Source organism: Mesorhizobium sp. M0028, from assembly GCF_040323855.1.
In the GTDB taxonomy this organism is placed as follows: domain Bacteria; phylum Pseudomonadota; class Alphaproteobacteria; order Rhizobiales; family Rhizobiaceae; genus Mesorhizobium.
The window spans coordinates 44,440-55,942 of sequence record NZ_JAMYVG010000024.1; the positions used below are offsets into that span (position 1 = coordinate 44,440).

12 protein-coding genes are annotated in these 11,503 nt (G+C 63.5%); 4 read left to right on the forward strand and 8 right to left on the reverse strand.

Translation table 11 applies throughout. The features are described 5' to 3' along the window. Positions 1 to 130: 130 nt before the first annotated feature. Positions 131 to 1,558 carry an MFS transporter gene (locus NKJ93_RS28885; protein WP_198030444.1) on the forward strand — a complete coding sequence of 476 codons (1,428 nt, stop codon included), beginning with the start codon at positions 131 to 133 and terminating at the stop codon, positions 1,556 to 1,558. Between the two features lie 59 nt (positions 1,559 to 1,617). Here NKJ93_RS28885 and NKJ93_RS28890 read toward each other — a convergent pair whose 3' ends face one another. Then, complete coding sequence (locus NKJ93_RS28890; protein WP_352592567.1) at positions 1,618 to 2,574, reverse strand: LysR substrate-binding domain-containing protein; 957 nt, start codon at positions 2,572 to 2,574, stop codon at positions 1,618 to 1,620. A gap of 178 nt (positions 2,575 to 2,752) precedes the next feature. Here NKJ93_RS28890 and NKJ93_RS28895 point away from each other — a divergent pair, with 178 nt between their 5' ends. Beyond that, positions 2,753 to 3,043, forward strand: a complete 291-nt coding sequence (locus NKJ93_RS28895; protein WP_023716459.1) for a DUF1127 domain-containing protein — start codon at positions 2,753 to 2,755, stop codon at positions 3,041 to 3,043. A gap of 175 nt (positions 3,044 to 3,218) precedes the next feature. Here the strand turns inward: NKJ93_RS28895 and NKJ93_RS28900 are convergent, their stop codons facing one another. From NKJ93_RS28900 to NKJ93_RS28915, 4 genes are all read right to left on the reverse strand, one after another. Beyond that, a complete protein-coding gene (locus tag NKJ93_RS28900; RefSeq protein WP_352592570.1) occupies positions 3,219 to 4,193 on the reverse strand; it encodes a DUF937 domain-containing protein in 975 nt (324 codons plus the stop codon). A gap of 102 nt (positions 4,194 to 4,295) precedes the next feature. Next, complete coding sequence (locus tag NKJ93_RS28905; protein ID WP_352493847.1) at positions 4,296 to 5,669, reverse strand: glutamate--cysteine ligase; 1,374 nt, start codon at positions 5,667 to 5,669, stop codon at positions 4,296 to 4,298. Positions 5,670 to 5,873: 204 nt separating this feature from the next. Then, on the reverse strand, positions 5,874 to 6,608 hold the full coding sequence (locus tag NKJ93_RS28910; protein WP_352592621.1) for a 16S rRNA (uracil(1498)-N(3))-methyltransferase: 735 nt from the start codon (positions 6,606 to 6,608) through the stop codon (positions 5,874 to 5,876). Between the two features lie 32 nt (positions 6,609 to 6,640). Further along, positions 6,641 to 7,303, reverse strand: coding sequence for a hypothetical protein (locus NKJ93_RS28915; RefSeq protein WP_352482363.1), 663 nt, complete (start codon positions 7,301 to 7,303; stop codon positions 6,641 to 6,643). A gap of 74 nt (positions 7,304 to 7,377) precedes the next feature. Between NKJ93_RS28915 and NKJ93_RS28920 the strand changes: the two genes are divergently transcribed. After that, a complete protein-coding gene (locus tag NKJ93_RS28920) occupies positions 7,378 to 8,076 on the forward strand; it encodes a type 1 glutamine amidotransferase (RefSeq protein WP_023716464.1) in 699 nt (232 codons plus the stop codon). Positions 8,077 to 8,367: 291 nt separating this feature from the next. Beyond that, entirely contained in the window at positions 8,368 to 8,508 is a 141-nt protein-coding gene (locus NKJ93_RS28925) for a hypothetical protein (RefSeq protein ID WP_023716466.1), read from the forward strand. Between the two features lie 28 nt (positions 8,509 to 8,536). Here the strand turns inward: NKJ93_RS28925 and NKJ93_RS28930 are convergent, their stop codons facing one another. Genes NKJ93_RS28930 through NKJ93_RS28940 form a run of 3 tightly spaced genes read right to left on the reverse strand, consistent with a single transcriptional unit; the run spans position 8,537 to position 11,341 of the window. Beyond that, positions 8,537 to 9,307 carry a metallophosphoesterase family protein gene (locus NKJ93_RS28930; RefSeq protein WP_023716467.1) on the reverse strand — a complete coding sequence of 257 codons (771 nt, stop codon included), beginning with the start codon at positions 9,305 to 9,307 and terminating at the stop codon, positions 8,537 to 8,539. A gap of 38 nt (positions 9,308 to 9,345) precedes the next feature. Next, positions 9,346 to 10,482 carry an alpha-hydroxy acid oxidase gene (locus NKJ93_RS28935; RefSeq protein ID WP_352592573.1) on the reverse strand — a complete coding sequence of 379 codons (1,137 nt, stop codon included), beginning with the start codon at positions 10,480 to 10,482 and terminating at the stop codon, positions 9,346 to 9,348. A 55-nt stretch (positions 10,483 to 10,537) separates the two neighbouring features. Continuing rightward, entirely contained in the window at positions 10,538 to 11,341 is an 804-nt protein-coding gene (locus NKJ93_RS28940; protein ID WP_352592576.1) for a FadR/GntR family transcriptional regulator, read from the reverse strand. Between the last annotated feature and the right edge of the window lie 162 nt (positions 11,342 to 11,503).

Genomic DNA, 11,503 nt, shown 5'->3' on the forward strand with positions numbered 1-11,503 from the left:
CGCACATCGTTGCCAATAGAGGACGATGCTTCCAATTCTATGCCATTTTGGCTGTTTCGTCCAGATATTACCTTGCCAATTGCCGCGCTGATCAGCGGGTGCTGGGCTCCATTTGGAAAAAGGAATCGGCATGACCGACCAGTTGAATATGAGCCACCACTCGAGCGTGGCTGACGTATCGGCCCGACCACGGTTTGGTCTGGTTTTGACATTGCTGGCTTTTGCCCAGCTTATTATTTCGATCGACTACAATATCGTTTTTGTCGCTTTGCCCGAGATCGGCCTGGGCCTCGGCTTCTCGGCGCAGACCCTGCAATGGGTCGTGAGTGCGTATGCGGTTGCGTTTGGCGGCTTCCTCTTGCTTGGAGGCAGGGCATCCGACCTGCTTGGGCGTCGGCGAATGTTCGTTTTCGGGCTTGTCCTCTACGCAGTGTCTTCGCTGGTCGGCGGTTTCGCCACGACGCCTCAGATCCTGATTGCCGCGCGCGCCGTGCAGGGCTTGGGCGGCGCTTTTCTTTTCCCGGCCACCCTGTCGCTGGTCAACACCACCTTCAGCGAAGGTCGCGAACGCAATATCGCTTTGTCCGTATGGGCCGGCTCTGGTGCCGGGGGCATGGTTCTGGGCTCGTTGCTTGGCGGCGTGCTGACCCAGGCATTCGGCTGGGAGGCGGTGTTCTTCGTCAACGTGCCTTTGGCCGGCATCGCGATCGTGGCGGCCTTTCCGGTGATTCTAGGAGACAGCGGGTACCAGTCAGGCGGCAAGTTCGATCTGCCGGGCGCATTGACGGCGACGGTCGGTACCACCCTGCTCGTTTTCACGCTCGTCCAGGGTCCAGAGTACGGCTGGGCCTCACAGGGTATTCTGGTCAGCGCTGCCGTTGGGATCCTGTTGCTGGCGCTCTTCGTGGCCATAGAGGCGCATAGCCGCGACCCGTTGCTGCCGCTGCGGCTGCTGGCCAACCGCAACCTCAGCACCGGCGTCGTCACCACATTCCTGTTCACCGCCACGTTCGGTTCTTTGCTCTATTTCCTGTCTTTCTACTTCCAGACAGTGCAGGGCTTCGGCGTTCTGCAGACTGGTTTCGCCTTCATGGTCCCGATGTTGGCCGTCTTGTCGGGCAATGCGCTGAGCGGTCGGATGGCGACCCGTCTGGGTACACGAAACACACTCGTCGTCAGCCTTGCGATCGGCGCGATTGGTACGGCGGGCCTGGGCATGGCCATGTCGGCGGACAGCACTTATGCCGACCTGGTCCCCGGACTGATTGTCTTCAGCCTCGGCGGCGGCATCACCTTTCCAACAATGTTCGCAGCCGCAGCCAAGGGCGTTGCCGCGCATGAGCAAGGCATCGCCTCAGGCATTGCATCCACGGGTCAGCAGGTCGGTAGCGCAGTGGGGCTGGCTGTCCTGGTAGCCGTTGCAAACGCCGGCACCGGCGGTTTGACAGGAGAAGCGCTGCGCGTCGCTACCGCTGAGGGTGTGCGGATGGCCGTCTATCTCGCCGCTGCCGGTACCGCGGCGATGATCCTCGTCGCACTGAATTTCCGTCGTCATTGAGCCCTAACTTGCATCGGCTCCGCGGTGGCAGGCCCCATGGCGCTATGAGACACGAAGCCCTACCAGCCCGGCAGGATCTGGTTCGGCTTGGTCCGCTTCATCTGCGCGAAGGCGAGGGCGGCGAAATCGAACGTGCCGGTCTCCTCGCCGAGCGGCACGGAAATATTGTCGAGGCTTTCCGAAATATGGCGGGCGAGCGCGTCGACGATCTCCGGCCGCGAGGTCTGGCCGCGCATGATGCCGATGCGGCAATCGGGCAGGGCGCCGAAACCGTCGGCCTCGCCCAGCACCCGCATGCCGGGCCGCAGCGCGCATTCCGGCAGCACCGAGATCGCCAGGCCGGAAAGCACCGCCGCGGCGATAACGGTGGCCGAGAAGCTGGTGAACAGGATGCGGTAGTCGCGGTTCTGCTGGTCGAGCACGTCGGCGGCGGCCCGCCGCCAGATGCAGTTCGGCCGGCCGAAGGCCATCGGCAGGATCGGCTGCTCATGCGTCGCATGATTGGCCGAAGTAACCCACAGCAGCGGTTCGCGCCGCACCACTTCCGATTGGCCGCGCGCGTCATTGTGCGTCACCAGCGCCAGGTCGAGATTGCCGCGCTTGATGTGTTCGACCAGTCCCGGCGTCGGTTCGCAGATAACGGTCAGTTCGACATGCGGGTTGGAACGGGCAAACCGCGCCATGATCTCGGGCAGGAAGCGATCGGCATAGTCGTCCGGCGTGCCGATGCGGATGGTGCCTTCGAGCCGGCGGTCGTCGAAGGCGGCCAGTGTTTCCTTGTTGAGATAGAGCAGCCGCCTTGCGTAGGAGAGCAGTCTGTCGCCCTCCTCGGTCAGCCGGTTGGTGCGGCCGTCTTTTTCGAACAGCGGCTTGCCGATCCGCTCTTCGAGCCGCCGCATCTGCATCGACACCGCAGACTGGGTGCGATGCACGGCTTCCGCCGCGCGGGTAAAGCTGCCGGTGTCGACAATCGAGATGAAGGTCTGCAACTGATCGAGATCGAGCGGCGCTTTCATCGGTCTAATCCATCATTGATGTTGATGCTAAAGATTAGAAACATTCGTTGGATTAATCAATCGCGCCGTGGCAAATTCCGACTGTCCACATGAAGGCATGTGAATCGAAGCCGGAACGGCCGCTGTCGCCAGCGCCCGATCGACTGGTTTCGCTCGTTCGAATGTGAAGGAGACCGACATGGCTACGTTTGATTTCGCTACCGAGACCTCGCGCATCACCTCGCGTCCGGCCGTTGCGACGCGCGTGGCCAATGCCGCTGCCAATGTTTACCGCGCCTGGAAAAACCGCCGCGCCTTTTATCGCCTCGGCGAGATGTCGGATGCCGAACTCGCCGACATCGGCCTGACCCGAGCCGACCTGCACGTCGCTGTCGGTGTGCCCTTTGGCCGCGATCCGACCGAGAGGCTTCGCGTTATCGCGGTCGAGCGCGCCGAAACGATCGAGGATATTGCCCGCAAGGTGGCCTGATCGCACAAAGTCGCGATTTTGGTTGCATTGAACCTTTTGAGGCACGACGCCACCAAGTTACGCAGGCTCCCCACTCCCTGCCGGATCCCCCCGGCCAGCCTGCGCGCTGCCCGGTCCTCCCAGGACCGGGCTTTCTTTTTTGGGCGGCACTGATGATTGGATGCCGGTGTCTAGTCTACCGCCGGCCCATACCCTGCTTGAACTGGTCGAAGATCGACTCCATGCCTTTCTGGTAGTCGTCGCGCTGCTGGGCACCCGTCTCGAACATCTTGCCGAACAGGTCGTCGAACGGATTTCTCGGCCTGCCGCTCGGATTGGCCTGCGGCTGCGGCGCCTGGGGCTGCTGGGGCGCCTGACGCGCCTGCGGCTGCGGTTGTTGCGCACCACCGCCGAACATGTCCTGCAGTACTTTGCCGAGCGGATTGTCACCATAAGGGTTCTGTGTCTGCTGCGGCTGGGTTTGCGGCTGCTGCCCGCCGCCGAACATGTCCTGCAACAGCTTGCCGAGCGGGTTGTCGCCGTAAGGGCTCTGCGTCTGTTGCGGCTGCTGTGCGCCGCCGAACATATCCTGCAGGACCTTGCCGAGCGGATTGTCCGCCGGGCCTGCAGGCTGAGGGGCCGGCGCCTGGCTGCCGCCGCCCGCCTGCCGCATCATCTGCTCGATGAGCTCGCCGAGCGGATTGCCGCCGCCGGGCCCACCCCCTGCCGCATGCATCTGCCCGCCTAACTGGTTGGTGGTCTGCTTGAACAGCCCGCCCATCATCATCGAGGCAATTGCCGGCAGCATCTGCTGCAACACCTGCTGGCTGACACCGCTCGCCTGCGCGGCCTGGCTGGCGACGGCGCGTGACAGATCCTTCGAGCCGAACAAATGCCCCAGAATTCCGTTGCCTTCATCGAGGCCCTGCGGCGAGAAGGCCCGGCTTGCATCCTCGAAATATTTGGGGTGCTGGCCGCTGGCCATCGCCGTCATGAAGGAGCCGAGTCCATAAGGGTCCGCTGTGTTGCGCTTCAGCCCCTGCGAAAAGGCCGGCAGCAGCGCCGCGACCGCCGCCTGCGTCTGCTGCTGCGACAGCCCGAACTGCTGGGCCAGCGCCTGCATGCCGTTGCCGTTCTGGGCCTGTGCCAGAATATCGAACAAGGAAGGCATTGTTTTCTCCTCCGGGAAAATCCTCGTTGGAGAAGCCTAGTTCGTTTCCATCATTGATTGAAGCGAATTTGCCGGACCGTGGCTCATGCGGATAGCGAAGCGTTAATACGCGTATTCCATGAACACCGGCTCGATCGAGCCGCCCCAGCGTGTGTGGTAGGCCGACAGCATCTCTTCGGCGCTGGTCGTGCCGCGCGCGACGACCTCGTCCAGCGTGTTGAGAAACGAGGTCTCGTCATAGCCGTCGCGGTTCTTGCGGCCCCGGTTCTTCAGTCCCATGCGCGAGATGACGAGCACGTCGCGTGCGATCTCGCGCAACGTCGTGTTGCGGAAGGGCGCCGAAATGCCCTGTTCTGGCACTGCGTTGCGCATTGCCAGCACTTCGTCATAGCTCCAGCTCGAGGTCAGCGCCTCGGCCGCGTCGAGCGCCGCCGCATCGTAGAGCAGCCCGACCCAGAAGGCCGGCAGCGCGCAGATGCGCCGCCACGGCCCGCCATCGGCGCCGCGCATTTCGAGAAAGCGCTTCAGCCGCACGTCAGGGAACAGCGTCGACAGATGGTTCGCCCAGTCGCCCATCGTCGGCAGCCCGTCCGGCAGTTCGTTACCGGCAGCACCCGCCATGAACTGGCGGAAGGTGACGTGCGTCATGTCGTGGTACTGGCCGTCGCGGATGACGAAATACATCGGCACGTCGAGCGCCCATTCGACATAATCGGCAAAGCCAAAATCGGGCGAGAAGCAGAATTCGAGCAGCCCGGAGCGCTGGTTGTCGGTGTCGCGCCAGATCTCGCCGCGCCAGCTCTGCAGGCCGTTCGGCCGGCTTTCGGTGAAGGGCGAGTTGGCAAACAGCGCCGTCGACAGTGGCTGCAGCTTCAGTGACACCTGCATCTTGCGGCGCATATCGGCTTCGCTCTCGAAGTCGAGATTCACCTGGATGGTGCAGGTCCGGTACATCATGTCGAGACCCTTGGTGCCGACCTTGGGCATGTAGCGGGTCATGATCTCGTAGCGCGATTTCGGCATTTTCGGCGTCTCGGCCAGCGACCATTTCGGGCTGCCGCCAAGGCCGAGGAAGCGAATGCCCATGGGTTCGGCGATCTCGCGTACCTGCGCCAGATGCGCATTGCCTTCGCGGCAGGTCTGGTGGATCGTCTCCAGTGGGGCGCCGGACAGTTCGAACTGGCCGCCGGGCTCCAGCGAGATCGCGCCCTGGCCGGTCGGCTCGACCAGGCCGATGATGCGGCCGGCATCCATGATCGGGTCCCAGCCGAGTTTGTCCTGCATGCCTTCGAGGATGGCGCGGATGCCGCGCTCGCCGCCATAGGGCACCGGCGCATTGCCGTCGATATAGAACGGGAATTTCTCGTGCTCGGTGCCGATCCGCCATTTGTCGCGCGGCTTGTTGCCTTCGGCCAGATGCTCGACGAGTTCGTCGACGCTTTCTATCGGCCGGAAATCGGTAGTATCGCGCGCCATAATAGCCCTCCGCACACGACCCCGAAAATCGGCTTCGATTTTCGGAAAGGATCATGTGCCCAATCAATATGCTACAGCGTCCTTTGCGCGCCCGAAAGGACGCGCTGCGCTGCAGAGCAGTCGCACGACCGCCGGCGCTAGATGGACGAAATGTCAGTAGCCGATCAAGCGAAAAATCCTGAGCCAGAGGGTAACGGGAATTGATCACCAATCGCCGATTGTCGCCTGGATCAGCGCCAGTGCCGCCACCGCCGCCGTATCCGCTCGCAGGATGCGCGGCCCGAGCGGAATGGCGGTAACGAAGGGCAGCGCTCTCAGCATCCTGCGTTCCTCGTCGGAAAAGCCGCCCTCCGGCCCGACCAGCAGCGCGAGCTTGTTCTCCCGCACCGCCTGCAATGCCGGCAGCGGATTGTTGGTGGCGGCATCCTCGTCGCAGAAGATCAACCGCCGCCCCTTGTCCCAGCCTGCCAGCAGACGCTCGAACCTTTCCGCTTCGCGCACCTCCGGCACCGCCAGTATGCCGCATTGTTCGGCCGCCTCGACGACATTGGCGCGCAGGCGCTCGATGCCGGGTCTTGCCACTTGCGTGTGCTGGGTGATGACCGGCTGCAGGATGCCGGCGCCCATCTCCACCACCTTCTGCACGAGGTAGTCGAGGCGTCCTTGCTTCAGCGGCGCGAAGCAATAGACGAGATCGGGCAGCGGCGGCTGCGGCCGCTGCAATTCCAGCACCTTCAGGCGCAACGCCTTCTTCGATTTCGCGGCGATCGCCGCCGACCATTCGCCGTCGCGGCCGTTGAACACCAGAATTTCGGCGCCTTCGCCGAGCCGCAGCACATGCGAGAGATAATGGCTCTGCTGCGGGCCGACGTCGAACTCGGTATCCGGTCCAAGCTCGTCCGGTACGAACAGCCGCTGCATCTTGTAATTGGCGCGCATCGCGGAGGAATGCGGCAACGTCACCCTCGGCGTCAAGCCTCGGCCGAAGGATGCCAGACAGGCTCGTAGCCTTGCTGCAGCACCGAAACAGTTGTCGCCGGCGTGAGCATGTGGATTGGACCGTCGGTAAAACCGCCGAACCCCACCGGTTCGCGATAGCCGCCGAAACTCCAGGACAGCGCGGCGCCGTCAAACAGGGCGTACGCCCTGTTTCCTGACGAGATCATCGTGCCGTCCGGCAAGTCCGCAAGCGCCTCCGGTTCCAGTCTCGGCGCCGGTCCGCCCGATGCCAGGCGCTCCTTGTGCAGGCGCTTGTCGAGTTGCGGCGCGCGCGGCTCGGCAATCCCGAAGGCGTCGCCGAAGCGCTGGACAAAATCCCTGGCTCGCTCGCGCCGGCAGAAAAAGCACGGCCGGTGCCCGGCCGCCAGCGCCGTCACCTCGTCGAGGAAAAACAGTTCGGTCCAGCCGGCCTTGCCGCCCAATTGGTCGTCGCTTTGCCGGTTGCGCCCCATCGGCTCGCGCCGCACATTGCGGAATTCGCAGACGCAGATGATCCAGGCTTGCAGCGCCCAGCGCTTCTTCAACAGCGTTCTCGTCTCGGCGTCGTGAATGATGCCGCGATTGCCCATGAACAGGCCGCGCTCCGGCACGGCATGGATGGCGCCGAACGGATCGACCCGGTTTTGCAGTGGCATAGGCGTTCCTTGTTGGCTGCGATGCTGGCGCCATGATATCGCTCGCTGCATCTATTTCATGTCAGCAGGTTTCGATGCGGGTCTTGGTCGTCCAGAACTTCGACAATGAGGGCCTTGGCCAGATCGGCGCGGCGCTTGTCGAGGCCGGCGCCGATATCGACCTGCGCCGGCCCTATCGCGGCGACGCGCTGCCGCAAGATAGCGGCGGGCATGACGCCATGGTGGTGCTCGGCGGCGCCCAGAATGCACTGGACGACGAGCTCTGTCCTTATTTTCCGGGCCTGCTCGACCTGACGCGCGATTTTGCCGAGAGGGATCGCGCGGTGCTCGGCATCTGCCTTGGCGGCCAGTTGGTCGCGCGCGCCTTTGGCGGCGAGAACCAGATCGGCGGTGCTTCGGAGTTCGGCTGGCACGAGGTCGCGCTCACCGCGGCCGCGAACGCCGATCCGGTGCTCGCCGCCTTGCCCGAAAAATTCCCGATCTTCGAATGGCACGACGACACCTTTGTCTTGCCTGAGAGGGCCGTGCGGCTGGCCGGCAACGCCGTCGCCGAGAACCAGGCGTTCCGCATCGGCCGCGCCGTCTATGGCTTCCAGTTCCATTTCGAGGCCGACCGGCCGATGGTTCGCGACTGGAGCACCTCCTTCGCACCGCTGATTGCCGAGCGGCATCCTGAATGGGCAGGTCGGCTCGACGATGAAATGGCCCGCAACGGACCGCAAGCCGATGCCGCCGGCCTGGCCATCGCCCGCGCCTGGGTGGCGACGATCTGACGACTCATACAGCCAACGTTGCCTATTTGGCGACGTTGCATATTTGGCACGCGGCGCCAAATCCGCCGGGGATAACGCGTTTCATCCTTGGCCTGTGTCAATCCGCTAGCCTAAAAGGCGCCGCTCTGCATCTTCCGTGCAACCGCGGTGAACCTATCCTGTGACCCGCGCGACACACCGCCGATACAGAACATGCCTAGAAGCGCGAAACCGTCAGACATTTGCGACGAATTTTGCGTTTCAACGCATTGGTAACCCGCTCGTGCATAGATGCAGGAAGCTCAACAAGAGATGACGTCCGTGAAAGCAGCCTTTTTGTCCTTTGCCATGTTGTCGGCCATTGTCTTGTGCGGCCTCGGCATTTATTCCGCCGACGCAGCCAACAACCACAATGCCGTCGACGGCTACGGCGTCACCGCCGCGCTTCGCTAGACCCTCTGCTCATAACCCCACGCCTTCCCTAAGCCCGCTCACCCGTGACTGTCAGGATATGCTTGTCCGCGCCGTCCACGACGAGCGCGGTGAGGTTTCCCGACTGCCAGGCGAGGGTGTCGACATTGACGCGGTTGCCTGTGATCTCGGGCTTGGGCACCGGCGTATGGCCGTGCACCACGATCTTGGGATGAAGACCGGTGTGATCGTGGAAGACCTCGCGGATCCAGATCAGGTCCTGCGGGCTCTGGCTTTCCAGCGCAATGCCGGGCCGGATGCCGGCATGGCAGAAGAAGAAATCGCCGAACGTCACTGAAAAGGGCAGCGAGCGCAGGAATTCGACATGGTTCTGCGGCACCGCCTCGACCAGTGCGGCGTGCCCTTGCCGCAATGCCGCATCGGCGCGGCCAAACCAGGCGCTGCTCCCACCAAGTGACACACCATACGACAGCGCCGTCTGGATGCCGCCATAGCGCATGAACAGCCCGTCCTGATCGGGGACATCGAGAAAATCGAGAAAGCCGAGATCATGATTCCCGGCCAGCATCAGGTGACGCGGATCGCGTTTTTGCGCGTCGATCAGGAAATCGATGACGCCTTTGGAGTCCGGGCCGCGGTCGACATAGTCGCCGAGATGGATCACGCGCCAATCGGCCGACGGCCTTTGACCGAGCTCCGCCTCGATCCGCCGGTGCATGGCGGCCAGCAGGTCGAGCCGGCCGTGCACATCGCCGATCGCATAAAGGCGCATGCCTTGCGGTCCGCGCGCCTCGTAAAAATTGATGCCGGGCTCCGTCAATGCCTGCGTCGCCTCCGTGATCATGCTGTCACGGGACTTTAGCGCCGAAGCTGATCCTTGCCCATGTCGGTGACCAGACGCTTTCCGCACAGTGCCAGCGTTATGTCCATCTCCTTGCGGATGATTTCCAGCGCCTTGGTAACCCCTTCCTTGCCGAGTGCGCCGAGGCCGTACAGGAAAGGCCGGCCGATATAGGTGCCTTTGGCGCCGAGGCACAGTGCTTTGAGCACGTCCTGGCCGGAACGGATGCCGCCGTCCATATGCACCTCGATCGTGTCGCCGACGGCATCGGCGATCTCTTCGAGCGCCATGATCGATGACGAGGCGCCGTCGAGCTGGCGGCCGCCATGGTTGGAAACGATGATCGCATCGGCACCCGACCTGGCCGCCATCATCGCATCTTCCTTGTCGAGAATGCCTTTCAGGATCAGCTTGCCGCCCCAGCGCTCCCTGATCCAGGCGACGTCCTTCCACGACAGATGCGGATCGAACTGCTCCTTCGTCCACGACGAAAGCGAGGCGAGGTCGCCGACGCCCTTGGCATGGCCGACGATGTTGCGGAAGCTCCGGCGTTTGGTCCCGGCCATGCCGACGCACCAGCGCGGCCTTGTCGCCATCTGCCAGAGGTGCTTCGGCGTCATCCGCGGCGGCGCCGAAAGCCCGTTGCGGATATCCTTGTGGCGCTGGCCCAGGATCTGCAGGTCGAGCGTCAGCACCAGCGCCGAACATTTCGCCGCCTTTGCCCGGTCGATCAAATCGAAGACGAAATCCTTGTCGCGCAGCACATAGAGCTGGAACCAGAACGGCTTCCTGGTCACCGACGCGACATCCTCGATCGAGCAGATGCTCATCGTAGACAGCGTGAACGGCACGCCGAATTCTTCCGCCGCCTGCGCCGCCAGCATCTCGCCGTCCGGATGCTGCATGCCGGTCATGCCGGTCGGCGCCAGCGCCACCGGCATCGCCACCTTCTCGCCGATCATGGTCGATTCCAGCGAGCGGTTGTCCATGTCGACCAGCACGCGCTGGCGGAACTTGAGCTTTTGGAAATCCTCTTCGTTGGCTCGGTAGGTGCTTTCGGTCCAGGCGCCGGAATCGGCGTAGTCGAAGAACATCTTCGGCACACGGCGGCGCGCCAGGTCCTTGAGGTCGGCGATGGTGAGGATGCTGCTCATGGATCTTTTTCCGCTGGTTCTTCGCTGGTTCGTCGTTGAATTTTCTGGCCGCGGCCTACGGCTGTTTTCTTGCCGGCTCGCCATCACCGGGCTCGGAGCGCTGCCTGAGCCTCAGCCGCGACACGCGCTGCCAGTCGCCGCTGCGCTCGGCCTCGGCCATCGACCGTTCGACATAGGAGATGTGGTCCATCGCCGCCTGCCGCGCCGCGGCCGGATCGCCGGCCTTGACCGCGGTGTAGATTGCCCGGTGCTGCGAAAGCAGCGCCTCGCGCGCACCCGGCACGCTGAACACCAGCCGCCGGTTCTGGAACACGCCTTCCGACAGCAGCCGGTAACAGGCGCGCAGCGTGTGCAGCAGGATGATGTTGTGCGCGCATTCGCAGATCGCGTGATGGAACTCAACGTCGATTTCCGCCTCGTCGTCGAAATTGCCGGTCCGGTGCGCCTCGTCCATCCGTGCCATGATGCGGTCGAGCAGCGCCAGATCGTCCGATGTGGCGCGCCGCGCCGCATATTCCGCCGCCACCGCCTCGATCTCGCGGCGGTACTCCAGATAGTCGGTCACCGCCTTGCGATGCATCGAGATCAGGTCGGCCACCGGCTTCGTGAACAGCTGGCCGATGACGTCGGCGACATGGGTGCCGCCGCCTGGCCGTGTCGTCAATAGCCCGCGCCCTTCCAAGGCTTTCAAGGCATCGCGCAGGATCGGCCGCGACACCTCGAACTGGCGCGCCAGCTCGCGCTCGCCCGGCAGCCGGTCGCCGGTGCGCAGCACGCCTTCGAGGATCAGGTTCTCGATCTGCTGCACCACCTCGTCGGCGGTGCGCGAATGCTCGATCCGGGAGAAAATGTCGCTCAAACGGGGTGCCTGGGGGTTGAACCGATGTCGCGCAAGATAAAGCCAGCGTCGCCAACTGGTCAAATTATTTATCCAATTCGCCCGGCCGGGTCGGTTTCACAGCCGCGGCTTCATATCACCTTCTGCTAAACTGGCTGTTTGCGTCCCCTGGCGATTGCCTCT